The 26,240-nt window shown below is 61.1% G+C and carries 19 protein-coding genes; 5 read left to right on the plus strand and 14 right to left on the minus strand.

Going from position 1 to position 26,240, the window contains the following annotated elements; translation table 11 throughout:
• The coding region (locus tag EWM57_RS18570; RefSeq protein WP_165370572.1) for a sugar nucleotide-binding protein at positions 1-323 on the plus strand (323 nt) is incomplete at its 5' end.
• Positions 324-952: 629 nt separating this feature from the next.
• On the opposite strand, the gene EWM57_RS18575 is transcribed toward EWM57_RS18570, so the two are convergent.
• The 4 genes from EWM57_RS18575 to EWM57_RS18590 all read right to left on the minus strand — a co-directional run bounded on the left by EWM57_RS18575 (position 953) and on the right by EWM57_RS18590 (position 5,039).
• Positions 953-1,894, minus strand: coding sequence for an ABC transporter permease (locus tag EWM57_RS18575; protein ID WP_165370573.1), 942 nt, complete (start codon positions 1,892-1,894; stop codon positions 953-955).
• Positions 1,895-1,938: 44 nt separating this feature from the next.
• The gene (locus EWM57_RS18580; RefSeq protein WP_129922810.1) at positions 1,939-3,003 is read right to left on the minus strand and encodes an ABC transporter permease; all 1,065 of its coding nucleotides are present in this window, start codon (positions 3,001-3,003) and stop codon (positions 1,939-1,941) included.
• A 3-nt stretch (positions 3,004-3,006) separates the two neighbouring features.
• The gene (locus tag EWM57_RS18585; protein ID WP_129922811.1) at positions 3,007-4,746 is read right to left on the minus strand and encodes an ABC transporter substrate-binding protein; all 1,740 of its coding nucleotides are present in this window, start codon (positions 4,744-4,746) and stop codon (positions 3,007-3,009) included.
• Between the two features lie 83 nt (positions 4,747-4,829).
• A complete protein-coding gene (locus EWM57_RS18590; protein WP_129922812.1) occupies positions 4,830-5,039 on the minus strand; it encodes a hypothetical protein in 210 nt (69 codons plus the stop codon).
• A gap of 344 nt (positions 5,040-5,383) precedes the next feature.
• Here EWM57_RS18590 and EWM57_RS18595 point away from each other — a divergent pair, with 344 nt between their 5' ends.
• Positions 5,384-6,895 (plus strand): hypothetical protein, encoded by a 1,512-nt coding sequence (locus EWM57_RS18595; protein WP_129922813.1) that lies wholly within the window; start codon positions 5,384-5,386, stop codon positions 6,893-6,895.
• 6 nt (positions 6,896-6,901) lie between these two features.
• Here the strand turns inward: EWM57_RS18595 and EWM57_RS18600 are convergent, their stop codons facing one another.
• The 3 genes from EWM57_RS18600 to EWM57_RS18610 all read right to left on the minus strand — a co-directional run bounded on the left by EWM57_RS18600 (position 6,902) and on the right by EWM57_RS18610 (position 10,736).
• Positions 6,902-7,273 (minus strand): hypothetical protein, encoded by a 372-nt coding sequence (locus EWM57_RS18600; RefSeq protein ID WP_129922814.1) that lies wholly within the window; start codon positions 7,271-7,273, stop codon positions 6,902-6,904.
• A 292-nt stretch (positions 7,274-7,565) separates the two neighbouring features.
• The gene (locus EWM57_RS18605) at positions 7,566-9,620 is read right to left on the minus strand and encodes an OmpA family protein (protein ID WP_129922815.1); all 2,055 of its coding nucleotides are present in this window, start codon (positions 9,618-9,620) and stop codon (positions 7,566-7,568) included.
• Positions 9,621-9,674: 54 nt separating this feature from the next.
• Positions 9,675-10,736, minus strand: a complete 1,062-nt coding sequence (locus EWM57_RS18610) for a tetratricopeptide repeat protein (RefSeq protein ID WP_129922816.1) — start codon at positions 10,734-10,736, stop codon at positions 9,675-9,677.
• Between the two features lie 283 nt (positions 10,737-11,019).
• On the opposite strand from EWM57_RS18610, the gene EWM57_RS18615 reads away from it, so the two are divergent.
• On the plus strand, positions 11,020-11,442 hold the full coding sequence (locus EWM57_RS18615) for a BrxA/BrxB family bacilliredoxin (RefSeq protein WP_129922817.1): 423 nt from the start codon (positions 11,020-11,022) through the stop codon (positions 11,440-11,442).
• Positions 11,443-11,518: 76 nt separating this feature from the next.
• On the opposite strand, the gene EWM57_RS18620 is transcribed toward EWM57_RS18615, so the two are convergent.
• The 3 genes from EWM57_RS18620 to recQ all read right to left on the minus strand — a co-directional run bounded on the left by EWM57_RS18620 (position 11,519) and on the right by recQ (position 17,787).
• Positions 11,519-13,228 carry a carbamoyltransferase family protein gene (locus EWM57_RS18620; RefSeq protein ID WP_129922818.1) on the minus strand — a complete coding sequence of 570 codons (1,710 nt, stop codon included), beginning with the start codon at positions 13,226-13,228 and terminating at the stop codon, positions 11,519-11,521.
• 138 nt (positions 13,229-13,366) lie between these two features.
• Positions 13,367-15,439, minus strand: coding sequence for a M3 family metallopeptidase (locus EWM57_RS18625; RefSeq protein WP_129922819.1), 2,073 nt, complete (start codon positions 15,437-15,439; stop codon positions 13,367-13,369).
• Positions 15,440-15,591: 152 nt separating this feature from the next.
• Positions 15,592-17,787 carry a DNA helicase RecQ gene (gene recQ, locus EWM57_RS18630; protein ID WP_129922820.1) on the minus strand — a complete coding sequence of 732 codons (2,196 nt, stop codon included), beginning with the start codon at positions 17,785-17,787 and terminating at the stop codon, positions 15,592-15,594.
• A gap of 82 nt (positions 17,788-17,869) precedes the next feature.
• Here recQ and EWM57_RS18635 point away from each other — a divergent pair, with 82 nt between their 5' ends.
• Positions 17,870-18,847, plus strand: coding sequence for a KpsF/GutQ family sugar-phosphate isomerase (locus tag EWM57_RS18635; protein WP_129922821.1), 978 nt, complete (start codon positions 17,870-17,872; stop codon positions 18,845-18,847).
• Positions 18,848-18,976: 129 nt separating this feature from the next.
• Entirely contained in the window at positions 18,977-20,068 is a 1,092-nt protein-coding gene (locus EWM57_RS18640; RefSeq protein ID WP_129922822.1) for a mannose-1-phosphate guanylyltransferase, read from the plus strand.
• Positions 20,069-20,145: 77 nt separating this feature from the next.
• Here EWM57_RS18640 and EWM57_RS18645 read toward each other — a convergent pair whose 3' ends face one another.
• From EWM57_RS18645 to EWM57_RS18660, 4 genes are all read right to left on the minus strand, one after another.
• Complete coding sequence (locus EWM57_RS18645) at positions 20,146-20,811, minus strand: outer membrane beta-barrel protein (protein ID WP_165370574.1); 666 nt, start codon at positions 20,809-20,811, stop codon at positions 20,146-20,148.
• Between the two features lie 178 nt (positions 20,812-20,989).
• A complete protein-coding gene (gene rlmB, locus EWM57_RS18650) occupies positions 20,990-21,925 on the minus strand; it encodes a 23S rRNA (guanosine(2251)-2'-O)-methyltransferase RlmB (protein WP_129922824.1) in 936 nt (311 codons plus the stop codon).
• Positions 21,889-23,127, minus strand: a complete 1,239-nt coding sequence (locus tag EWM57_RS18655) for a GWxTD domain-containing protein (protein WP_129922825.1) — start codon at positions 23,125-23,127, stop codon at positions 21,889-21,891. The genes rlmB and EWM57_RS18655 overlap by 37 nt, the downstream gene beginning before the upstream one ends.
• Before the next feature lie 141 nt (positions 23,128-23,268).
• On the minus strand, positions 23,269-26,240 hold a 2,972-nt coding region (locus tag EWM57_RS18660), incomplete at its 5' end, for a protein O-mannosyl-transferase family (RefSeq protein ID WP_242510142.1).

Raw genomic sequence — 26,240 nt, forward strand, 5'->3', positions numbered from 1 at the left:
GCACGCCCACCCTGGCCGAAGACCTTGCCCAAGGCTGCTGGCTCGTGGCCGCACACGAGGCTTCTGGCATCTACCACATCAGCAGCAGTGAGCTACTCACGCCCTACCAGATGGCCCGGCAGGTAGCCGAGTATTTCAACTTGGACCAAGGCCTTATCCAGAGAGTCGACGCTAGCACGTTTACCCAGCCCGCCCGGCGCCCCGCCCGCACTGGCTTTATCATCACCAAGGCCCAGCAACAGCTCGGCTACCGGCCGCACTCGTTTAGGCAGGGCATTGCCCTGTTGGCGCAGCAGGCCGAAGGCGGGGCAAAAAATGTATAGACGCAAAAAAACCGCCAGCAGAACCAGCGGTTTTTCACACACCTATTGCAACAACCTTTAATGTTTTGGGGCTACGAGCAACTGCAGCCGCAAAACCAATTCTCTTTATTTAAATGGTATTCTCGGGCGGAACCACTCCTACGAGTAACCCGCCCACTAATACGGCAGTCCCACTTTGCAGAGCCGCTTGCCCCGCCGCGTAGGATACCCACTCTCCGTCAATCATCTGAAAGCCCATGGTGCCGAGCGCCACTGCGTGGCGGGTAGCTACTTCTAGCAGAAAGCACTGCAGAAGGAAGCCAGGTCGCCGGGTGATTGAAAAAGAGTTCATGCCATTCAGCTGCCAAAGCAGCTTTTCAAGACGTGCTGTCCATGTGGGTAGCCGTTTCTTATGACAATATTAAGCGGTGCAGCAGCCGGTGTAAAGGACGGTTTTGCGCAAATTGTGACATGCTGATTTGATAGAAAATCCATCAAATATTTAACATGTTGCTAGCCGGCTCGATTCCTATATTCGCCTGATATGTAGTTATGGCTAAATAGAGAAGGTTTTTGGCGGCCTCTCTTACCTAGCTGCAATTGATAGAGTAGCCAATTTCAGGACAATTATAGTTTGTTTGTGACGGAAGTTATTGCGGATTTCTGCTTACAGTATTCGATAATTGTCGCAGGGCAAGGGTCGTCAGAAGAATGGCCAACGCGGGACTCAGAATAAGCCACCAGGCGGTGGGGGCCAAGCGGGCCGAAGCGAGAAGGCGCCCCCAACTGGCCGTTTCGGGTGGTAAGCCCACTCCCAGAAAAGAAAGCGTGGTTTCCAATCCAATCAGGGTGGCGACGCTGATGGGGAAAGTGGCGCTGATGGTGTGCCAGCAATTGGGTAGAATGTGACGGTAAAGCAGCCGCCCGTCCGGCAGCCCTAGGCTGCGCCCGGCCTCAATGTAAGGCAAGGCCCGAATGCGCAGCACCTCCGCCCGAACCAGCCGAGCCGGGCCGGGCCAGTACGTCGCCACTAGTACGGCCAGCAGCCCGGCCGGCGAAGGTTGTAGTAGGGCTGCCAGCGTTAGGGCCAGAATTAGCAATGGGACGGAGGCCACCAAAGCGCCTAGCCCCAGCACTGCCCGGTCCACGGGCAGCGCCACAACTTGCCGATACCCGGCCCGGTGCAGCCTCGCCGCTCCCAAGCTCAGCCCCGCCGCTATGATGCCCAACAGCAGAATGGACGTGCCGGAGGATAGCTGAAATACGAAGCTAAAAGCTACTACTCCCAAAGCTGCCAGGCCGTACACCGCCGGAATCCGGATGTTATCGTTGCTCCAGAATCCGGCCGCACTGCCCAGAATGGTGCCTAGCAAAGTTGCTAAGGCCGCAGCGGGTAGACTCACTAAAACGGCCGTTCGGGCCCCGAAAAGCAGCTGCGCCAGCACGTCCCGGCCCAGCGGATCGGTGCCGAGCCAGTGTTGCCCCGTCAGGGGAGTTACTGCAATGGCGTGTAAATCCGGCGCGTCGGGGGCGTAGGGCAGGGGCAGCACCGGAGCCAGCCCGGCCGCCACCAGGAGTCCGGCGAGCCACAACAGAGCCAGCCACCTTCGCAGAGTTGAAAAGCGTGCGCGCGACTTCATTGGGACAGACGGATGCGGGGGTCGGTCAGAAAATACAGCACGTCGGCCAGGACCTGGGCCACGAGCCGGACCAGCGCAATCAGCAGCACGCCTCCGAGTAGTACGGGGTAGTCGTGGGCAGCGGCCGCCTCGGCCAGCCGGCGGCCCATGCCGGGCAACGAGTACACCAGCTCAACCACCACGGAACCCGCCACCAGGCCCGGCAGCAGTTCGGTGAGCAGCGTTAAAGCCGGCAACAGGGCATTACGCAACGCGTGCCGCCGCATCACCAAGGCTTCTGGCAGCCCTTTGGCCCGGGCCGTCACCACGTAGTCGGCCCGCAATTCCTGGCGCAAGGCCGCATCCAGCTGCACAATCAGCGCCGGTAAGCTGACTAACGTCAGGGCAAGGATGGGCAAGGCCAGGTAATAAAGCCGAAACTGAAGCTGAGCCAGCCCCGACGCCGCCGGGTCTTCCCGGCCGAGTCCGTAGGCTGGAAACCAAGCCAGCATATCCGGATTAGCCAGCAGCAGCAGCAGCAGCAGCGCCACCACGAAAAGCGGCAGGGCATCGAGCAGATAAAGCGCCGAAAGCAGTGCGCTACGCCGGCGCCGGGGCCAGCCCAGGTAGGGCGCCGCCAGCCACGCCAGCCCGATTGTGCAGGCGGCGGCCCCGGCCGTCAGGGGCAGGGTGTAGCCGAGGGAGCGTTGCAACAGCGCCGTCACGGGCTGCTCGTCACGGAAGGAAAAACCCAGTTCAGCGCGGCTCAGCTGCCTTAGCCAACGGTGGTACTGATTGGTCGTTCCGTTCCATTGCCACCGCGCTGCCAAGCCGGCAGTAGCCCGGGGAGCCGCCGAAAAGTAGAACAAGGGCTCGGCCAACCCGAGTCTGGCGCGCAGCTGGCGCTCCGCCAACTCGCGCTGCGCTCCGGAGGCAGAGTGCGCAGTCGAAGAAACGTCGGCCAGCCGTCCGGTGGCCAGTTGCTGCTGAGAGAAGGAGCGGCTCAGTAAAAAAATGATGGACAGAATGGCCCAGGTGGCCGGGAGCAGGCGCAGCAGCCGATGCAGCAGAAAACGCCCCATTTTCTACGGTTGAAGCGGGCTGACTGGCCGGGTGCGGATGGCGGCGGCCTCGTAGCCGGGCCGGATTCCCGTGGCGTGCAGATTGGTCAGGTTGCTGGCAGCCGCCAGGCGGTACTGCAAAAAGAACAGCACGACCATGGGGCTTTCCTGGCGCAGCAGGCGCTGAAACTTACGCAGCATACGGGCTTGGCGCGACGCATCGGCTTCGGTTGCAATAGCCTCAATCAGCTGGTCACTGGCCGCGGTGCCAAACCCGGTGAAGTTGCCCCACCCCAGACTCTGGGAATGCAGAATGGGCGCGAAATTGTACGCAAACGGATTGCCGCTGAGCAGTTGCAGAAACATATCGGTTTCCCCGGCCCGCAGTTGCTTCGTAAAGAGCGAAGCCTCTAGGGGCTGCGGGCGCACCGGAATGCCAAGCTGAGCGGCGGCTGTTCGGAACTGCAGCACAATGGCCTCGTAGGCCGCGTCGCCGGTGCGGTAGCTGAAGGTGAGCTCCAGGCGTTGGGCCGGCCCGTTGCCCACTTGTCGGCCCCAGCCCTGTTTGTCCCGGCGCCAGCCGGCATTACTTAACAAGGACGCTGCCTGACGCGAATCGGGCTTCAGCAGCGGCAGACTATCGTTGTAGATGGCTGTGGCCTGGGGATTAACCAGGCTCACGCTTGGATACGCCATGCCTTGCTGACTGGCTTGGATCAGGCCGGGAATGTCGAAGAGGTAGCTAAGGGCCTGGCGGGTGGCCGCGTCGCGGAGCACTGAGCGACGAGTGTTAAAGCCCGCCGTTATCATATCGTACGAATCGGCAGTGTAAAAGCGTAAGTTGTGAGCCGCCTTGTCCTGCCGAAGCTGGATAAAATCCCGGGCGGGCACCATGGGGTAAACGCCAATATCACCGCGCCGCAAAGCCAGCAGGGCGGTGGCATCGTCCGGAATTATCTCGTAACTAATGGCAGTCGGATTGGCCACGAGCTGGGGGGCGGGGTTCTTCACCCGGTCTGCCCACCACGTTTTTTTGCGCTGCAACAACAAGTAGCGGCTGGGCTGCCACTCCTTGAGCGTGTAAGGACCGCAGCCGGGCAGATTTTCCGGATGCTGATTCAAGTGGGCCGCTTCGTAGCGTTCGGCAAACGCAAGCACGGCGGGGCTGCGGCGGGGATTGGTGCGGGCCGTATCAGCGCGCAGAGCCGCCAGCGCAACGGGCCGCAGCTGTCCCTGGGGGTCGAGCTTATACTCGGGTAAAATTGGATAGTCGCCGGATGACTGGACTAATTCCTGGGCTCTGCCGCGCAACACGAGTGTAAAGCGGCGCTGGTCGAGGGAGTCGAGCCGAATAGCTTCGATAAAGCCATACTGCGCCCGGGCGGCCTCGTTAGGCAGGCCCGGACAGTTCATCACCTTCAACGTAAAGGCAACATCCTGGGCTAGCACGGGTTGGCCGTTGTCCCAGGTCGCCTCCGGCCGAAGCTGGTAGGTGACCAGCAGCAGGGAGTCCTGCTGCTGCACGCGCGGCATGGCCTGCGCCAGCCAGGGTACAAATTTCTTCTGGGTGTAGTCAACCGTCAGCAAACTGCAGTGCAGCAGGTTGATTGCTTCGTACGCGTTGGGGTTGGGTAAAACCAGCGGATCCAGATTTTCCGGGTCGCGGGACCAGCGGATTCGGACGGTTTCGTCAGCGGTAGAGGCAGGGGTTGAACAGGCTGCCAGCGTGAACAGGCAGCCAATGCTCAAAAAAAGTCGCTTCATGGAAAGGAGCCGTACAGAAGAAGGAGCTAGGCAAGTTAGCCAAGTTTCTGTCGGGACATGCGCCTGCCCACTGAGCGGCCGTCTTAGATCATACCGCCACCCCAGCCACCATGGCCCGATTCAGCAGGAGGAGTCGTAACGATAGGCGTAGTATCCGAAGCAGCATCATTAGTTACGGGAGCAACGTCGGTGGTCAGGCTGGAAAGTTGCAGCAGGGCAATGGCGATGAGCTCTAACATGGTGTCTGTTGTTTGATGGTTCAGGTGATTGAATGACACAAAGTTGAGCGCCAACACCGCTTTCGGAAAGGAAAGAGATGCTGCAAAAGTGACTTGAACTATTAAAATTTATAATATAACATTACTTATTGTGATGGTGAAAAAGCATTCCTCAGTTCGCTGGACGGAGTACTTTGTAGTGCCAGAATTGATGCAGCAAAGAGTTAATTGTGACAAAAGCTGCGTGGTCAGCGCACAATTCACCCCGTGCAAAGGTGTGAGCAAACCAAGGTAAGAATAAAGGAAACAAACTGTTTTTTTGTGACATGCTATTATTCGCTTTATTTGAGCGTCAATAGCAGTATAAGGGCAAAAAACACCTGTTTACTATGGATAAACTAAGTAATCTGGCGAAAATTGTGACAGACAGACGTCTGAAGGAAGCCCCGCTATTTGACTTTTCGGCGCATGCTACCAAGCACAAGGACTACCGATTAATTCAACTCCTAGAGGCTGAGCCCGACATAACGCAACTCCAGCTAACCAAGGGACTATACGGCAAGACGAACGCGCAAAGCCAGATTTCATTTCGAAAACTTAAGTCGCGGGTGCAGCAAAAGCTGCTGAATCATCTGTACTTTCTCGACCAAGCCGACCCGCGCCATCTGGTGTCACGGCGGTACGAGCTGCAGTGTATTGGCCTGTATCATCAGGTGAGCGTGCTGTACGGGGAAGGGGAGTATTCGCTGGCCGAGCAGCTGCTGCGTAAATGCCTGCGCCAGGCGCTGGATGGGGAATTTACGCAATACGCAGTAATGGCGGCCCGCCTATTGTGCACGCTCTACGCCGACCTGCGCCAGCCGGCCCGCTACAAGGCCATGAGCAAGCAGCTGATTAAGTCGCAGCAGCAGTTGGTATGGGAAGACGAGGCGGGACAGATCTACGGCAGCAGCAAGCTGGCTCTGGCGCACACGGTACGCACGCGGCGGACGCTGCTCAACCAGATTCCGGCCTATCAGGCACAGCTGGAGCAGCTGCACCAGAAGGCGCAGAGCTTCACGACCTTCAACTACCTGTACCTGATTAAGCTAACCCAGCAGGAACTGACGGGCAACTACGAGGAAATTATTCGCCTGACTACGGCCACGGCCAAGCAGGCGGCCCAGGGTAAGCTTAACCGCAAGCGGTTTGACAAGCGCTTCAACAACTACATGAATGCCTACGCCCACCTGCGCAGCAAGCAGCCGGTGAAGGGGCTGGCTTTGGCGGAGGAATATTTCAAGGACTTCCACCCCTCGTCGGGCAACTGGTTTTTCTTCCTGGAAAACTACGTGCTGCTGGCCTTGCACGCCGGGCAGTACGGGCAGGCGCATAACCTGCTGGAGTTGGCTCACAAAAACCCGTATTTCCGCAAGCAGCGGGTGGCGGCCCGGCAGCGGTGGGACTTGTTTAGGGCCTATATTCACTTTGTGCAGCCCGAGGTTTCGCCCCTACGGCTGCGGCACTTCAACCAGTTTGTACAAACCCTGCCCGATTACAGCCGCGACAAACAAGGCTATAACGTGGCCATTTTGATTCTGCAGTTTCTGCACTACCTGCGCCACCAAGACGTGGAAGGGCTGTTGTCGCGCCTGGAAGGGCTGCGCAAATACGAGCGGCGCCACCTGCGCGATGCCGCCACAGTGCGCAGTCAGCTGTTTTTCCGGCTGCTGGTGCTGACGGTGAAGGAAAACTTCAATCCGCAGGCGTGCGAAAAGAAGGCCCAGCCCCTGCTCAACCACCTGCGGGAGGCCCCGCAGCCGGGGGAGGCGTACGCCGAAATCGAAATTATCCCCTACGAGGCCCTGTGGCAGCTGACGCTGGATATCCTGCGGGCAAATGCCGCGCAGGATATTGCCGCCGAAAAAGCTGCCCGCAACCGGGTGGATTAAACCAGACTAGTGCTGAGCGGGCGCGGAGGCGGTGGTGGGAGCTACGGCTGCGTTCAGGGTGGCGTAGCGCTGAAACTGGGCGTCGGAAAGCACGCCTTTGAGCTTCTCGGCATATTCTTCACCTACCACCCGCATCTTGTTCTGGAGCATAGCCGGGTCGTCGGCGTACATGCGCGTGACTTCAGCTTCCTGGACCAAACGTTCGTAGGTGAAGCGGCGCACCTGAATGGAGCGGGCATCATCGAGAGAAATCTGCTGGGCGAGTTTGCGGGTGGCTTCGGTGGCCTGCGTGCGCAGGTCAGGGCCCTGCTGAGCCATGGAGTGAACCGAAGTGCCGAGGCTGGCTGCCAGGAAGAGAAGAACGCAGACTTTTTTCATGCTGGAAGAGAGTATGGAACAACGCCAATGGAAGAGCTGGCGTGCAAATAAAGCAATTTTTTACCCGATAAGTACTGTGGCAAAGGAATTATCTGGTAGTATGCAAAGGTGAGACTAGCTAATTACCATGCTGACGCCAATTCAGGGACTGGATTGGATAAATGAAAACATGCTCAAAAAAGGCCAAATCGAGCCTTCGGCCGGCCTATTAGCTGGCAAAAAAGAGTCCGCCGGTTGAGGCGGACTCAGAGGGCCAGGCTGGTAGAAATGGGGCTTACAGCTGCGGAACGGGCTACTTGCCGGTTACTTTGAACTCAGTGCGCCGGTTAAGCTGGCGGCCGCCTTTGGTGGTGTTAGGCGCCACGGGCTGAGTGTCGCCGTAGCCGGCAAAGGTCAGCCGGGCTTTGTCGATGCCCTTGGCCACGAGGTAGTCGACCACGGCCTTGGCCCGGCGCTGACTGAGGTCCTTGTTGTACTCGGCCTTGCCCACGTTGTCGGTGTGGCCCGAAATTTCCAGGCGCAGGGCCGGGGTTTCGACCATCAATTTCTGCAGGCGCTCCAACTCGGCGGTGCTTTCCTTGCGCAGGGTGGCCTTATCGAAGTCGAAGAAGATGTTGTTGAGCACCACCTTCACGCCCACATCGAGCTTTTTAAGGGCAATATCTTTCACGACTTCCGAGTAAGCTGCGCCGGTCGGCAAGTCGAAGTTTTCGGAGTGAAACAGGTAGCCTTCCTGCCGTACCACGATGCCGTAATTGACGCCCGAGGGCAAGGACACCAGGTAGCGGCCCGACTGAGCATTGGACCGAAACGAGGCAATCAGCTCGTTGCGGGAGTTGTCGACCACGTCGATGGTGGCTTCCAGGGGCTGCTTGCTGGCTTCGTCGGTCACGACGCCCTTTAGGATGGTCACCTGGGCGGTAGCAATGGCGACGGGCGGAGCCAGCAGGGTTTCCTTCACCGGCTGAATGCGGGAGGCCAGCAGTTGGTCTTCCTGGCTGAGCAAAGGCTGCTTTTCGGCGCCCAAGAATGTAATCTGGTAGATATCCTTGGAACCCAGGCCATCGTCGCGGAAGGAGGAGTAGTAGCCGTGGCGGCCCGAGGCGGAAATCACGAAAAACACGTCGTCGTCGGGGGTATTGATGGGCCAGCCCAGGTTTTCGGGCGTGCTCCACTTCCCGTTTTCGAACACCGACTTAAAGATGTCGTAGCCGCCCATGGAGTTGTGGCCTTCCGAGGAGAAATACATGGTTTTGCCGTCGGGGTGCAGAAACACTCCTTCCTCTCCGTAGGGCGTGTTGATGGTTGGCCCCAGGTTCACGGCCGGGCCGCGGCCCTCGATTTCAATCTTGTAAATGTCGCGGTTGCCGATTCCGCCGGCCTTGTCGCTCACGAAGTACAGATTACGGCCGTCGGGCGTGTAGGCCGCCGATGACTCGTGGTATTTGCTCGTGTTGATGCGGCCACCCATTTTCTGGGGCTTGCGCCAGGCCGCCCCGCGCAGGTCGGCTTCCTCTAGGTCGCCGCCATTGTCTTCCGAATACACCAGCATGCGCTGCCCGTCGGGAGCCAGGCCCACGGTGGCGTCGTGGCCGTCGGTGTTGACTGGCGCGCCGAGGTTGCGGGCCGCAGTCCACTGCCCGTTGGCGCCGCGGGTGCTTTGGTAGATATCTTCGAAAAAGCCGCCGGTTTCGGGGTCGCGCTGCTGGCCGGTGGAATTGTCGCGGCGGGAGGTAAACAGAATCACCGACTCATCGGCCGAAATAACGGGGCCGTACTCGGGGTAGGGCGAGTTGATGGCGGGCCCGGCATTGTCGATGAAGACCCGCACGGGCTTGGCCATGAGCTGGCGGCCGTTTTCGCACTCCGTAATCTTACGCTGGATGGCGGCAATCTGAGCCGGGGCATTCTTACCGTTGGCGGCCGGAATAGAGGCTTTGTACTCGGCAATGGCCTCGGCCCACTTGGCGTTCAGCTGCAGGCCCCGACCCAGATAATAGTGAATGTAAGGGTCAACGTCGGGGTTGAGCTGAACAGCTTTCTGCAAATAAGCCAGGGCCCGGGGCTTGAAGCCGGAGTGCAGGTAGGAGTTGCCGATGCGCAGGTTGAGGCGGGCGTTGTCGGGGTTGAACTTCTGGGCCGCCAGGTAGTGGGGCAGAGCCTGCTCGTAGCGGGGCGGGTCGGAGTCGTACCAACTGTCGCCCTCCTTGATTTCGCGCAGCGCCTCTTTCAGGCCGTCTTTGTCGGAGCCAAACCGGTCCTTGCTGAACTCCACGCTCTGGGCATTGGAGAAAATGGCCCACAGCATGGCGCCCAGCAGGAAAAGGATGCGTAGAAAAGTTTGCATCGATACAGCGTAGAAGGGAGGGAATAGGGTAGAGGCCGCGCTAAAACTTAGGTGTTATTCCGGGCCGCAGCCCGAAGCCGCGGCGTAGCTGGTGCCAATTTCCAGGCCCAACTCGGCCGCCTTGCGCCAATCCTGACAGGCCTGGTCGTCGCGGAGCATTTCGCGGGCGTGGCCGCGGTTGAGGTAAGCCTCGGCGTACTGCGGATTCAGCGCAATGGCCTTGGTGGCGTCGGCCGCGGCGCTTTTGTAATCCTCGAGCTTGAGGTTAGCGGCGGCGCGGTTGTTCCAGGCAAAGGCGTACTGGTCGTTGAGCTGGATGGCCTGGGTGAAGTCTGCCACGGCGCCCTTGTAGTCGGCGGCCTCGTAGCGGGCGGCGCCGCGGTTGGTGTAGGCCGTGGGGTTGTCGGTTTTCTTGTCCAGATACGCGTTGTAGTCGGCCAGGGCGCCTTTCAGGTCACCGGCGCGGCGGCGGGCGGCAGCCCGGTTCAGCAGGGCCGGGAGCAGGTCGGGTTGCAGGCTCAGGGCCTTGGTATAATCCTGGACGGCGGCGGGAAACTGATTAAGCTTCCGCTCGGCGCTGGCCCGGTCGTGGTAGGCGTAAGCGTAGGTGGGGTCGGCTTTCACGGCCGCGTCGAAGTCGGCCTTAGCCGCGGCGTAGTCGGCCTTTTCGAAGCGCAGCGCCCCGCGGTAGTACCAGGCCGGGGCGTAGTCGGGCTTGACTTCCGTGACCTTGCCGTAGTCGAGCTCCGCTTCGGCCGTTTGCCCAAGGGCTTCCCTGGCCTGGGCGCGCCCGAAGTAGGACGTGAAGCCCGCGGGGTCCAGGCGGATGGCCTGGTTGTAGTCCTCCACGGCGGGCTGGTAGTCCTTGAGCTCGTAGCGGGTGGTAGCGCGGTTGTAGTAGGCCTTGGCAAAGTCGGGCCGCAGGGTCAGGGCTTTGTCGAAGTCGAGCAGGGCCGCGCGGTAGCTTTTGCTGTTGTACTTGGCCACGCCGCTGTTGTAGAGCTTCTCGGCCTGCTGGGCCGGGGGCAGGGTACTGGCCCGCACAGTATCAACCTGGGCCTGGGCCGCCGCCACCGTCAGGCCAAATGCCGCAGTCAGAGTTAGGGTTTTTAGCATAGCAACAACTCATTGAGCTTAGACGGGATAAATGTAATTTTATTTACCGAAATGCCGCAGCAGTGCCGGAAATTTATACATCATTGGTATTTTATTAATGATGGATGGTTGCGGTAGCCCGGCCGAACCGGGCAAACGGGGGCCTCTAGCAAATACAAAGCCAGCCGGCGGCAAACCAGATGGCGACAATTTTGGTTAGGCAGGGGCAAGCGCCGGAGTTTGCGTATTTTTGCTTCGCCTCCGGGCCCCAACTTGATTTTCTACCTTTCAGCCACTTACGCTAATGGCCACTTACCCCGAATACATGGTAGCTCCCATCCGGCAAGACCTCACGGACGCCGGTTTTGAGCAGCTCATGACCCCCGAAGCCGTTGACTCGGTGCTCAACGCCCAGAGCGGCACCGTGCTGCTGGCCGTCAACTCGGTGTGCGGCTGCGCCGCCGCCAAAGCCCGTCCGGCCCTGAAGCTGGCCGTGTCGAGCTCCGAGAAGAAGCCCGCTAAGCTCGTCACCGTGTTTGCCGGCATGGAAACCGACGCCGTCGCCCAGGCCCGCCAGCACATGCTGCCCTACCCGCCCTCTTCGCCGAGCATCGCGCTGTTCAAGGACGGCGAGCTGGTGCACGTCATTGAGCGCCACCACATCGAAGGCAACGACCTGATGCGCATCGTCGACAACCTGCAGGGCGCCTTCGAGGAGTACTGCTAATTGTCGGAACTCGGCCGTCGGCCGAATTGCCCGGTACTAAAAAGGCCACCCATTCGGGTGGCCTTTTTGCGTATGGTCATTTGCGGAGCAGAAACGGCCCCAGCACCAGCGCATCGAGGCCCGACTGGAAGTAGCAGTCCAGCGCGTCGGCCGGCGACTCAACCAGGGGCATTCCGTTCAGATTAAAGGAGGTGTTGAGCAGCACGGGCACGCCGCTGAGCCGTTCGAAGGCCAGCAGCAGGGCGTGAAACTCGGCGTTGTCAGCGGCCCGCACGCTTTGCAGGCGGCCGGTGCCATCGTCGTGGGTCACGGCTGGCAGCAATGGCTGGGCGGCGGGCCGGAGGGCAAACACCTTCTCCATAAAATAGGCGCTTTCCCCGGCGGGTAGGTCGAAAAACTCGTGTTGCCGCTCTTCGGGTACAGCCGGGGCAAACGGCCGGAACGCTTCCCGGTACTTGATACTGGCGTTGACTCGCTCCTTGATGTCGGCGCGGGTGGGGTCGGCCAGGATGCTGCGGTGGCCCAGGGCCCTTTGGCCGAACTCCGAGCCGCCCTGGAACCAGCCCACCACGCGGCCCTCCCGCAGCAGCGCGGCGGTGACGGCGACGATATCCGCCGGCCGCTCGTAGGGCGCCTTGCGGCGGCTTAGCTCGGCTTCCAGCTCGGACTCGGCATACGCGCGGCCGAAGAAATTGTGCCGGCTGGCCGGCGCTTCCACTAGCGGGAGGCCCAGCACGAACTGCCGGCCGTAGAGGGCGCTGCCTACGCTGATGCCCGTATCGTCGGGAGTGCCGCCGATGAAGACTTCGCGGTAGGGCGTGGCCCGGGTGATTTTGCCATTCAGCACCGAGTTCATCAGCACGCCGCCGCCGAGCACGAGGCGGGTCTGGCCGGTGTGGGCGTGCAGGTTGCCCAGCAGCTCAAACACGACTTCCTCAGTTACGCGCTGCACGGCGGCCACAATGTCGTAGTAGTGCTGGGTGAGCTCCGCGCCGGGCTGGGCGGCCGGGCCGAGCAGCTCGACCAGCTTGGCCGAGTAGTAATGGGGCGTGAAAAAGAGGAAAAACTCGAAGTAGCGCAGGTCCAGCTCGTAGTGCAGCCCGGTTACCTGAATCAGGGGCCGGATTTTGTCATAATACTGCTGCGAGTTGCCGCGGGCGGCTAAGGCCATGACTTTCCACTCGTCGCCGTTGGGGCGGAAGCCCAGAAACTCGGTGAAGGTGGCGTAAAACAAGCCCAGGGAGTGGGGCGTACGGTTGGCGGCCAGCTCCCGCAGCTCCGTGGCGGTGGCCGTGCCCATGAGGCCCGTCGACGTTTCCCCGAAGCCGTCGGCAATAAAGAAATCTGCCTGCGCGTAGCCGGATTGCAGCCAGGCGTTGGCCAGGTGGGCCTGGTGATGATTCACGTAGTGCAGCCGCAACGGGGCGCCCCCGGGCCCGTGTAGGGTTTGGCCGATGCTCTCGACGCTCCCGTGCAGGGCCGCCAGCTCGTTGAGGGTGAGCTGGGCCAGCTTGCCGCGGTCCTGGAAGGCGTCGGCCAAATTTTGCCGGGGCTGGAGCAGGTAGGAGGCCGGGTTCCAGCCGATAAACGCGTCCGTGACGTCGGCCAGCGTGAGGCCCGCCGCCGCGCAGCAGTACTGAATGGCCCGGCGCGGAAACGACTTGTCCTGCTTGATCCGGCTCAGGCGCTCTTCGGCAATGGCGGCCAGCACCTGCCCATCGGGACCCAGCAGGCAGGCCGAGGAGTGAAATCCGCTGCAATTGATACCAAGAATCGTGTGCGACATCAGGCCGGCCGGAAAAACGCGAGGAATAAGGAATCGGCGAAAATACGATGCCGGGCCCGCAACCCGATTGCGCCCCGCAAAAAGCCCGCGCCAACGCTGAGCGTCGACGCGGGCTTTACCTTACGGAAGCCGGGGTTTTTACAGTCCCAGCGACTTGAAGAAGGCCTCCTGGTTGGGCTCCCGGCCCAGGAAGCTTTTCACCAGCTGGTACTCGTCGTCGGTGCCGCCCTTGGCCAGCACCAGGTCACGGTAGCGCAGGCCGGTTTTCTGGTCCATCACGCCGTTTTTCTCAAACACCGAGAACATGTCCTCAGCGTACACCTTCGACCACATGTAGCCGTAGTAGCCCGCGCCGTAGCCGGTCAGGTGGCCAAAGGCGGCCTGCATATTGGTGCCGTCGAGGTAGGCGAAGGGCGTAATCTGGTTCTGCAGCTTCTTGAGCACCTCAGTGGTCGTTTCGGTACCGTTCGGGTCGAACTTGTCGTGCAGGGTCATATCGAGTGTGCCGTAGAGAATCTGCTGGGACGCGCCCAGGCCCGAGCCTACGGTGCGGGCGGCCCACATCTTGTCGTAGAGGGCCTTGGGCAGCACCTCGCCGGTCTGGTAGTGCTTGGCGAAGGTTTTCAGCGCGTCGTAGTTCCAGGCCCAGTTCTCCAGAATCTGGGAGGGCGCCTCCACGAAGTCGCGCTTCACGCTGGTGCCGGCCTGGCTGGCCAGCTCGGCCGTCGTGACCAGGTTGTGCATCACGTGGCCAAACTCATGGAAGAAGGTCACGACCTGGCCGTGGTTCATCAGGGCCGGCTTGCCGGGGGTGGGGGCGTTGAAGTTGCACAGCAGCACGGCCGTGGGCAGCTGGTAGCCCTTGGCCGTCGCCTTGCCCGACTGCACGCCGAAGCAGGCCGCGTGGCTGTACTTGTTTTCGCGCGGGAACAGGTCGAGGTAGAAGCGGCCAATGAGCTTGCCGTCGCGCTGGACCTCAAACAGGCGGGCATCCTTATGCCACACCGAGGCGCCCTTCACTTCGTTGAACTTCAGCCCAAACAGCTGCTGGGTGGTGTTAAACAGGCCTTCCACCACGTGGTTGACCTCGAAGTATTCCTTGAGCTTCTCCTGGTCGAGCTGGTACTTGTCGCGCATCAGGATGTTGCCGTAGAAGCCCGATTCCCAGGGCGCAATGGTTTTCACGCTCGGGTCCTTGAGGTAGGCGCGCTTCACGGTCAGCAGCTCGTCCAGGTCCTGCTGGCTTTTCTGCTTCACGCGGTCCACGAGCTTGGTTTCGAATGCCCACACGGCCTCCGGGTTCTTGGCCATGCGCGAGCTGGTCTGGTAGGCGCCGTAGGTTTTGTAGCCCAGCAGCTGGGCCTTCTTCTGCCGCTCGATGAGCAGCTGCTTGAGCAGGGTCAGGTTAGTGTCGGAAGCGCGGTTGTTATACAGCACGTAGAGCTGCTTGCGCATGGCCTCCGACTCGGCGTACTTCATAAACGTGCTATAGGAAGGCCCGTCCACGCCGATGCGGTAGGCGTCGCCGACCTTGGTGCGGCTCTTTTTGAAGTCCTCGGGCAGGCCCTTCATGTCGGCCTCACTCACCAGCAGAAAGCTTTGGTCCTTGGCAATGTTGGCCCCGAAGGCCAGGCTCAAGTCACTGATTTTGTCGTTGAGGGCCTGGAGCTCCTTGCGCTTGTCGGCGGTGAGGGCGAAGCCGTTGCGTTCGTATTCCTCCACCGTTTCGGTCAGAAACTTCTTGTGCGGGCCGGTCAGGGCCTGGGCTTCCTTGGTTTTGGAGTAGTCCTTCACGGCCCGGTAGAGCTGCTCGTCGAGCGACAATTCGTTGCCGTACTTGTCGATCTGGGCCAGGCTGCGCTGGGCCTGGTTGCGGATGCTGGAGTCGGGGCTGGCGTTGAACAGGATGCTGATGGGCCCCGCTACCCGGTCGATGTCGTTGTAGAGGTTGTCGAGCGCCACCATGGTGTTGGTGAAGGTGCGCTTACCGGCCGGCACGTTATAGATGGACTTCAACGAGGCCTTGGTGCCGGTGATCATCGTGGTGGCGGCCTGCTGCACGTCGGCCTTGGTGGCCTGGGCGAAGGCAATGGGCTGGTTGAAGGCCGGCGTGAGCGGGTTGCCGGCGGCCGCGGCGCTCAGCATGGCCGACAGGCTGACGAGCATGGTGAGACCCACGCGCCCGGCGGAGAAAGTAGCGTGAAAAGACATAGGGAAAGAAAAGGTTGGTTTCGAAGGTACGTTTTCCGGCGACAATGCTAACTACACCAACTAGCCGGCCGGGCTGCTTTCCGGCTGGGGTGGAAAAGCAAAAAAGCCACCTCTCGCGGGAGGTGGCTTTTTGCCAGGCAAGCGCCGGGCCTTTAGTTGGCGTACTCGCTCAAAAACTTGATGCGCATCAGGCGCAGGTCTTCCTCAGTGTACTCGTCGGCGCCGAGTTCCTTGAGGGCCACGGCGATGTTGTCGGTGCTGGCCTGCAGGAAGTAGTCGGTGATTTCCTCCTGGCGGTCCTCGTCGAGCACGCCGTTGATGTAATAGTCGAGGTTGAGCTTGGTACCGGAGTAGCAGATGTGCTCGATTTCCTCCATCAGCTCGCGCATGTCGATGCCCTTGGAGGAGGCAATTTCCTCCAGGTCCATCTTCTTATCGATTTGCTGGATGATATAGATCTTGATTTTCGACTTGTTGACGGCCGACTTCACCACTACGTCAGCCGCGGTGATAATATCGTTGTCTTCCACGTACTTCTGGATCAGGGCCAGGAAGGGCTGGCCGAATTTCTGGGCCTTGCCCGAGCCCACGCCGCCAATGTGGGCGAGGTCGTCCATCTTGGTCGGGAAGGTCGTGGCCATTTCCTTCAGGCTCGGGTCCTGAAAAAGCACGTAGGGCGGCAGGTTCTTGTCCTTCGCAATTTTTTTGCGCAGGCTCTTGAGCATCTCAAACAGGGCCTCGTCGTGGCCGGCTGCCTGCTGAACCTCCTCCTGTTCCTGTTCCTCTTTCACCTCTTCCTCGTAGTTGTGGTCTTTGGTGAGCTTAATAGAGTGAGGATTCTCGATAAAGTCAAGTCCTTTCTGGGTGATTTTCACCACGCCAAAATTTTCTATGTCCTTCTCCAGCATGCCGTTGAGCAGCACCTGCCGCAGCACCGAATGCCAGAACTGCGCGTCGTGGTCCTTGCCCAGGCCGTAGACCGGCAGGGCGTTGTGACCGTAGCTTTCCACGTGGGCGTTGTTCATGCCCATGAGCACGGTGCCGATGTGGTCGAGGCCAAAGCGCTCCTCAGTCTGCACAACGGCTTTCAAGGACATAAGCACTTCGTCGCGGCCTTCGAAACGTTCCTTGGGGTGCTTGCAGTTGTCGCAGAAGCCGCAGTCCTTCTCGAAATGCTCGCCGAAATAGTGCAGCAACTGCTTGCGCCGGCACACGGCCGAGTCGGCGTAGTTGGCCATTTCCTGGAGCAGGAGCTTGCCGTTGTCGCGCTCGGTCACGGGCTTGTCCTTGTTGAACTTCTCGAGCTTGACGATGTCGTCGTAGCTGTAGAACATCAGGCAGTTGCCTTCCAGGCCGTCGCGGCCGCCGCGGCCGGTTTCCTGGTAGTAGCCCTCGATGCTCTTGGGCGTGTCGTAGTGAATCACGAAGCGCACGTCGGGCTTGTCGATGCCCATGCCGAAGGCAATGGTGGCCACAATCACGTCGCAGTCCTCGTTGAGGAAAGCGTCCTGGTTGTTCATACGCACGTGCGGGTCGAGGCCGGCGTGGTAGGGCAGGGCGCGCACGTCATTCACGCGCAGCAGCTCGGCAATTTCCTCCACCTTCTTCCGGCTCAGGCAGTACACGATGCCAGCTTTGCCCTTGTGCTGCTTCACGTACTGAATCAGCTGCTTCTTGGTGTTGTGCTTGGGCCGGACTTCGTAATACAGGTTGGTGCGGTTAAACGAGGTCTTGAACACCGAGGCGTCGTCCATCTGCAGGTTTTTCTGGATGTCGAGCTGGACCTTGGGCGTGGCCGTGGCGGTGAGGGCAATGATGGGCACCTGGCCGATGTTGTCGATGATGCCGCGGATGCGCCGGTACTCGGGGCGGAAGTCGTGGCCCCACTCCGAAATGCAGTGGGCCTCGTCGATGGCGACAAACGAAATCGTGGCTTTCTGCAGAAAGTCGATGGTCTCGTCCTTGGTCAGGCTTTCGGGGGCCACGTAGAGCAGCTTCACCTCCCCGCTGATGACGTCCTTCTTCACCCGGTTGATTTCCGACTTGCTCAGCGTCGAGTTTAGAAACTGGGCATTCACGCCGAAGGCGTTGAGCTGGTCGACCTGATTTTTCATCAGGGCGATGAGCGGGGAAATGACGATGGCCGTGCCGGGCAGGATCAATGCGGGCAGCTGGTAGCACAACGACTTACCGGCCCCCGTGGGCATAATCACGAAGGTGTTGTGGCCCTCGATGACGTTCTGAATGATGGCCTCCTGGGTGCCCCGGAACTGCCCGTACCCAAAAACTTCCTTTAACTTGCCCTTCAGATCAGCCTCTTGCAGGACGGCTTGTTTTACGGCTGGCATCGACATTCTCACTTGCTCTATTGGGTTGCAGAATTGAGCACTGGCCCTTCGGGGTTAGCTACTCAATCTATACAAATTTAGATTGAAACCGCAGAACGACACCATCTCAATTGCAAAAAAAGTGCTTCTCGAAGAAGCAGACGCCGTTCGGGGCGTGGCTGACGCCATTGCCCAAACGCCGGATTTTGCACAATGCGTAGCCGCCATACTCTCATTACGGGGTCGGGTGGTGGTTACTGGAATCGGCAAGAGTGCCCACATTGCCGGCAAAATGGTGGCCACGCTAAACTCCACGGGGACGCCAGCCCTGTTTATGCACGCCGCCGACGCCATTCACGGCGACCTGGGTATGATTCAGCCGGAAGATTTTGTCATTGCCATCAGCAAAAGCGGCGACACGCCCGAAATCAAGGTGCTCGTGCCCTTGCTCAAGCGCAAGGGAGTGCCCCTGGCCGCGCTGGTCAGCAATGCCGACTCTTACTTAGGAGTGCAGGCCGACTACGTGCTGCACGCACCCGTCACGCGTGAGGCCTGCCCCCACAACCTGGCGCCCACTACCAGCACCACCGCCGCGCTGGCCCTGGGCGACGCGTTAGCCGTGTGCCTGCTCGAATCCCGGGAATTCACTTCCGCCGACTTTGCCCGCCTGCATCCCGGCGGCACGCTGGGCAAGAAGCTGTACCTGAAAGTCGGGGACCTGAGCCGGCAAAACCAGACGCCCCAGGTGCGCGAAGACGCCCCGCTCAAGGACATCATCCTTGAAATTTCGGGCAAGCGCCTCGGAGCGACGGCCGTACTCAGCACGAGCGGGGAGCAGTTGCTGGGCATCATCACCGACGGCGACCTGCGCCGCATGCTCACCAACTTCACCCGGCTCGAAGACGTGCGGGCCCGCGACATCATGACGCCCCAGCCCATGAGTATCGACGTGGACGACTTCGCCGCCGAGGCCCTCGTGCGCATGCAGAGCCGCAACATCACCCAACTCGTTGTGACCGAAGAAGGCCAGTTCAGCGGCTTCATTCACTTGCACGATTTGCTACGGGAAGGATTAGTATAATGATTTGATGAGATAATTGTACATATTTGGCCGCGGCCTAACGGGCCGTGCTGGTTTCGGCCGCAAACCCAGATATTGCAAGCTTTACCGACCGGAAAAAAACCTCACCCCACCCCGGCTCTCCCTCTTATGGAACAAAACACCTACCTCGTCGTGATGGCGGGCGGCATTGGCAGCCGCTTCTGGCCGTTCAGCCGCACCCACTTGCCGAAGCAGTTTCACGACGTGATGGGCGTGGGCCGCTCGATGCTGCAGCTCACCGTGGAGCGGTTTCAGGGCATCTGTCCGCCCGAAAACGTGTTCATCGTTACCAACCGCGACTACACCGACCTGGTGCAGCAGCACCTGCCCAGCCTGCCCGCCGACCAGATTCTGGGGGAGCCCATTGGCCGCAACACGGCCCCCTGCATTGCCTACGCCAGCTACCGCATTGCCCAGCGCGACCCCCAGGCCGTTATCATTGTCACGCCCGCCGACCACGCGGTGCTGCGGGAAGGGGAGTTTCAGCGCATCATCACCCAGGCCGTAGACGCGGCCCGGCACCACGAAATCCTGATTACGCTGGGCATTCATCCCTCGCGCCCGGACACTGGCTACGGCTACATTCAGTACATCGACGAGGAGAATAAAAACGGCGTACCCCAGGGCCTGAAAAAGGTGAAAACCTTCACCGAAAAGCCGAACCTGGAGCTGGCTAAGATGTTCTTGGACAGCGGGGACTTCCTCTGGAACTCGGGCCTGTTTGTGTGGCGGGCCGACGCCATCATTCACGCCTTCCACCAGTACCTGGGCGACATTGCCGAGGTGTTTGACGAAGGCGCCCAGCAGCTGGGTACTCCCGACGAGGCCGAATTTATCACCCAGGCTTACACCCGCTGCCGCAACATCAGCATCGATTACGGGGTGATGGAAAAGGCCGACAACGTGTACGTGCTGCCCGCCGACTTCGGCTGGAGCGACCTGGGCACCTGGGACTCGCTGCACCGCATGGGCCACCACGACGCCGACAACAACGTGGTGGACGGCGACGCGCTGCTCTACGACACCCGGGAGTGCGTTATCAAAACCCCCGCCGACCGCCTCGTGGTGGTGCAGGGCCTGGAAGGCTACATCGTGGCCGAGTACGACAACGTGCTACTGATCTGCAAGCGCACCGAGGAGCAGCGGGTCAAGGAGTTTGTGGCCGACGTGAAGTCGAAGAAAGGCACGGGCTATAACTAGCCGAATTCCCTGACGCCAAAAAAAAGGCCCGCTGCACAGTGCAGCGGGCCTTTTTTGGTAGAAACCAGCCAGCCAGACTAAAAGGCGTAGACAAGGTTCAGGCGGGCCGCCGGGGTGTGGATGCTGGTGCGGCTGTTTGAACGGGAGTAGCTGCGCAGCGTGGGGTCCGAGTAGTCCTCGGAGTTGCGGGCGCGCAGCCAGTCGTAATACACCTCGGGGTTCAGGGAGAAGTGGTTGGTGAGCTTGAGCGTGGCGCCCACTCCGGCATTAAGGCCCACGCCGTTGGAAGTCACGCCAATGGTTGCGTTCTGTTGGCCGGTGAAGCCCCCGGTGAAGTGGCCCCCGGAGGTGTAGCGGCGGTAGTACACGTCGGCGAACCCGTATAGCCACGGCAGGGTAGCCAGCGGCGCGTACTGCCCGCCCACTTTCAGTCGCAGCTCCTTGCTTTTCGAACTGCCCGTCAGGCAGTCGGCGCAGTTGCTGTCGTCCACGGTTTCGGTGCTGGTGGTGTAGTTAGCTCCGGCGCGCAGCCCCAACTGGCCGAAGTGGTAGCGGACAAAGCCGCCGGAAAGCCAATGGGCCCGGTCGTTGTTGCGGGTGTTGGCGAAGTTGTTGTAGCCCGTTTGAAAGGGCGTGTAGGTCAGCACGTCGAGGCCTACCTCCAGCTTATGAGGCTGATCCTGGGCCTGACCAGCCACAGTGAGAGTGACGAGCAGGGCGGTGGTAAGCGTAGTTTTTTTCACGGGGTAACAGGAATAAAGCGGCGAAATAAGAAGAGCGGAACGCCGGAGCGTATGGGGAGGAGCCTGGCCGGCCGGAAAAAGTTGCAGGCGGAAAGCTGGAAGGGGGAAGTCGGAACGAAAAAAGGCAGGCCCGCCGGAATACTTTCCGGCGGGCCTGCCTTGGCTAACTCTTAAAAAGCTACTTATGGCTTACGAGCCGCTGGCGTAGCACTTCAAACAGCATGATGCCGCTGGCTACCGACACGTTCAGCGAGCCAATCTGGCCGGCCATCGGGATGCGCAGCTTGTGGTCGGCGAGCTTGAGGTACTCGGGCGAAATGCCGTCTTCCTCGCTGCCCATGAGCACGGCTACGGGGCCGGTCAGGTCCACGGTGCCGGCTTCGAGGCTGGCGTCGGCCTTCTCGGTACAGGCCACCACCGTCACACCCGACTGCTGCAGGAAGCTGATGGTTTCCTTCAGGTTGGGCTCCCGGCACACCGGAATGATGTTCAGGGCCCCGGCCGAGGTTTTCAACGCGTCGCCGTTGATCTGGGCAGCGCCGCGGCTGGGCACCACGATGGCGTGCACGCCCATACACTCGGCATTGCGGGCAATGGAGCCGAAGTTGCGCACGTCGGTTACCCGGTCGAGCAGCAGCAGGAGGGGAGTTTTACCTTCCTCGTAGAGGCCGGCCAGAATGTTGTCGAGGGGCTGGTAGTCGATGGGCGACACGAAGGCAACGGCGCCCTGGTGGTTTTTGCGCGTCAGGTCGTTGAGCTTCTCGATGGGCACCAGCGAAACCGGGACGTTGGCCGCCTTGGCCAGCTCCGTGATTTCCTGGGTCATGCTGTTCTTGGTGCCGCGCAGCAGGTAGATTTTCTCCAGGGTGCGCGAGGCATTCAGCGCTTCCTGAATCGGGCGCAGGCCAAAGAGCATGTCGATGCTGCGGTCTTGGGCGGGGCGGTGTTGGTAGCGGGGCTTGTCGCCGCCGCTGCGGCCTTCCCGGCCTTCTCCGCGGGGCGCAGGGGCGCGCTCCTCCCGGTCCCGGTCGCGGGGCACGGGGCGGTTTTCAGAATCGAAATACGTGCGGCGCTCCTTTAGCGGCCGGTCGGGGCGGTCAGTCCTTTTCTCCATTGCTCGACGGCGGCATACCAAAGCATTTCGTACTCCGGCCGGCGCACCAGTTCATAGTGTTCGGGGGCAAAGGTACTCGGTTTGGGTCGGAACGTGTACGTGGTCGTGCCCGAGGTGGTGCCGCGGTACACCCAGCGCTCCTCCGCCGTCGTCCGGTACACCGATTCTGGCGGCCCCAGCACGATGTAGAGCAGCCCACGGTCGGTCATCCAGCCGGCCTTGTGGGCCGAAAAAAGCGCATTGGCCTCCGCCACCCGCCCGTAATAAGTCCGGATCAGCTGGCGGGCCATGGGCTGATTGTCCCGGGCCACGTCGAGCCAGAAATTATCGACGGCCTGCTTGGGATTGGAGGCGTTGTAGAGCCTATCCCGCTCGGTAGCGGTGGTCAGGTACAGCAGCGGCCGAATCAGGTCGTCGGCCGTTTTGAGCTCGGGGAAATCCTCGTTTTCGACCAGCAGGGCCAGGGGCGGCCCGCCGGGGCGAATGCGCAGCGCGTACAGCCCGGGCCGTTGGAGACGCAACGGCTGCCCGGCCCGAAAAAACAGCGAGTCGAGCAAACCCAGGGTGCGCGGGGCAGCCGGCTGCGCGGCGGGGTTACTCATCGGGGGCAGGGCCGCGGCAAAACCAGCCGTCGGGTACAGCTTGGCCACCACCGGCTGCTCGGGCCCGTAGCAGTCCACGAGTACGGGCTCGGCACGGCGCGCAAACCGGCGCAGAAGAGGTTCCCCCGCCGAATCGGTGAGCACAAACGGGCGGCTCAGCCGGGCAGCCGTAAGCAACAGCCAGGCTCCTTCGCCGGAATTCGCCTCGTCGGCGGGCCCGCAGGTGAAGCTCAGCACCTGCCCGGCCTGCAGGCGGGCCGCGGGCAGCGAGAATTCCACCCACGACGCGGACCCCGCGGGGCGGATGCGGCGGCTGAGCTGGCGCACGGTGTCTTGCCAGAGCGGCCGTTTGGCGTCGTAGCTCAGCCAGGCCGCCACCCGCAGCGGATGGTGCTGGCGCAGCACGCTGCCGTCGGGAAAGCGCAGGTAGAAGTGCAGGCTGTCGGCTTCGCGGCGCGTATCAACTTGCACGCGCCGTCGGGTGTTGTACTGTCCGGCAAAGTCGCGGCGCTGGGCCACGGCGGCGGGCCCGCCCAGCAGCAGGCCGGTAAGCAGCACGAGGGGCAACAGCCGAAGTAAGCGGGGAAAAGGTAGCAGCACGAAGGCGAAGTAAGCAGAGAGTTTGGGTCTTGAACGTAACCGGACCCGCTGGGGGATACAACGCGTTGGCCCGAGAGCAAAAAACAACAGCCGCCCCGGGCGGGGCGGCTGTTGGCAGCTTACAGAATTCGGTTTGGCAAACTACTGGCGCGGATAGTACTGGTTGAGCAGATCGTAGGCTTTCTTGGCCCGGGCCTGGTCGCCGACCTGCTCGGCGGCACGGTACACGCTCTGGAGCGAAATCAGACTCGACTGCACTTCCATATCAAACAGGGCGCTGTTGCGGGTGCTGTAGTAGGCCAGGGTCTGCTGGGCGCGGTTGGTCATCGTGTCCATCATCTCGTTGGCGCGGGCTTTTTCGCCAACCTGCACCAGCGGCACCACAAGCTGGGCGCTGGAGTAATCGTACATGATGGACTTGTCGGGCATCACGGTGAAAGCCTTGTCCAGGATCTGCTTGGCCTTGGCCTTGTCGCCCTCGGCGAGGTAGGCGTCGGTGAGGCGGGAAAACTGCCGGCGGTAATTGCTGGGGAAGCGCAGGTTGTTTTCGTCGTAGAAAATGTCGGCGCGGTCCAGGTTGCGGTAGGCAAACTTGTGCATCATGTTCTCAAACATGATGTCCTTGGCCACGTAGCCGTCGTCCTGGCTGCGCGGGTTGTAGTTCGGGGCGCGGGCCGGCAGGATGCGGTACGCCAGGCCTTCGAGCTGGAAGTACGGCTGCAGGTTCATGTAGTCGTCGGAGTTGACAGTGGTCGAGAAGTAGATCGGGCGCTTCCAGTTGTTGGTGGCCAGCATATCCAAAATCACCAGGTTCTTCTTCTCAATGGCCCCCTTGCCCATGTCCCACTCCATGCGGCTCACCACTTGCTTGCGGCGGTCTTTCGGAATGATACCCAGACTTTCCACGGCCGTGGTATCCACGGGCAGGAAGAATTTGCGGGTCGGGAAAGACAGCATGGAACGGCCGCTCTGGGTTTGCACCTGCAGCAGGGGGCTGTTTTGGTCCACGAGCTGGATAAACTCCTTCAGGTTGACGTCCTGCACGGCCGGGTTTTCTACGTAGGGCAGGTAGTCGTTGGTGCCCTGGGCGTAGTCCTCGGGGCTCATCGAAATCGGCAGCGGCGCCGATTTGTAGGAGTCGCGCTTCATCTGGTTGATGTACCAGTCGGTATTGAGGTAGCTAAGCACGGCCACGCGCACGTCGGTGCGGATGCCCTCTACTTCCTGGGCGTACCAGAGCGGGAAGGTGTCGTTGTCGCCGTTGGTAAACAGAATGGCGTTCGGAGCGCAGCTGTTGAGCAGGTTTTTGGCCGAATCCACGGAGTTGTAGCGGTCCGACCGGTCGTGGTCGTCCCAGCCCTGGGCGGCCATCAGGCCCGGCGCCAGCAGGCCCAGCAGCGTGGCGGCAATGGCGCGGGCGCCGTCGGCTTTCAGCACGGCCTTGAGCAGGTCGGCCAAACCAAGCACACCCAGACCAATCCAGATGGCAAAGGCGTAGGTGCCGCCAGTGAAGGTATAGTCCCGCTCCCGGGGCTCAATGGGCGGCTGGTTGAGGTAAATGACGATGGCCAGGCCGGTGAAAACGAACAGCAAGCCGACCACGAAGGCGTTGCGCCCGTCGCGGCGAGCCTGGTAGAACAAACCCAGCAGGCCCAGAATCAGCGGAATAGCGTAGAAGTTGTTGCGAGCCGGGCTGTCGGCAATACGCTCGGGCAGGCCGGCCTTGCCGCCGTCCCAGGGCCAGATAACGCCGGCCTGCTGGATATCACTTTCGCGGCCCACGTAGTTCCAGAGGAAGTAGCGCCAGTACATGTGGCCAATCTGGTACTTGGTCAGAAAGCCCAGGTTCTGGCCCATCGTGGGCTTCACGCCTTCCTGAATGTCCACCCACTTCTTGTAGTTGTAGATGTGGCTCGGGTCGGGGCTGTAGATGCGGGGCAGCAGCATCTTGTCCTCGTCGCGGTAGATGGTTTCGAGCTTGCGCTCCGCCACCACGTACTTGTCGCCCTTACGCACGTAGCGGGGCGCGCCTTCCTTTTGGTCGATGGGCTCGGCGTTGAACTGCGGGCCGTAGAGCAATGGCCGGTCGCCGTACTGCTCCCGCTTCAGGTAGCTCACAAACGAGAGGATATCCTCCGGGTCGTTTTCGTTGATGGTGGGGTGGTAGGAGCTGCGAATCGGGACAATCAGGTAGGAGGAGTAGCCAATCAGAATGAACACGAAGCAGAGCAGGGCCGTGTTCAGCAGCCGGTTGTGGGTGCGAAACGAGGTGCGAAACCCAAACCAGATCAGGCCCACGAACACGACCAGGAAAATCACCAGCCCGAAGTTGAAGGGCAGCCCGATGGAGTTGACGAAGAACACCTCGAAGGCCCCGGCCAGCGTGGGCAGGCCCGGGATGATGCCGGCCAGAATCAGGCCCACAATCACGCTGCTGATGACCAGCGTCAGGATGCCGCCGGCCAGCGTGGGATTGGCGTGGCGGCGGTAGTAGTAGATAAAGCCCAGGGCCGGAATGGCCAGCAGGTTGAGCAAGTGCACGCCGATGCTCAGGCCGATGACCAGCGCAATCAAGAGCAGCCACTTGTCCGAGTCGGGCTCGTCGGCGCGGTTTTCCCACTTGAGCATGATCCACACGACTACCGAGGTGCACAGGGCCGACATGGCGTAGACCTCGGCCTCAACGGCATTAAACCAGAACGAGTCGGAGAAGGCGAAGGCCAGGGCCCCGACCGCGCCCGCGCCCAGAATCAGCGCGGTCTGCCCGCCGGTGGGCTCGGCGAGGCGGTCGTTCGGCAGGCCGGGGCGGTGCAGCACGAGCTTTTTGGCCAGCATGGTGATGGTCCAGAACAGAAACAGCACGGTAAAGGAGCTGCTCAGGGCCGAGAGCGTGTTGATCAGCACCGAGACCTTGGTCACGTCGCCGAAGGCGAAGAGCGAGAACAGGCGGCCCAGCAGCAGGAAGGTGGGCGCGCCGGGCGGGTGGGGCACCAGCAGCTTGTAGGAGCAGGCAATGAACTCGCCGCAGTCCCAGAACGAGGCCGTCGGCTCCAAGGTCAGCAGGTAAGTGAGGGTGGCCAGGGCAAACACCAGCCAGCCCACCAGATTATTCA

This window comes from Hymenobacter persicinus (assembly GCF_004167665.1).
GTDB lineage: Bacteria > Bacteroidota > Bacteroidia > Cytophagales > Hymenobacteraceae > Hymenobacter > Hymenobacter persicinus.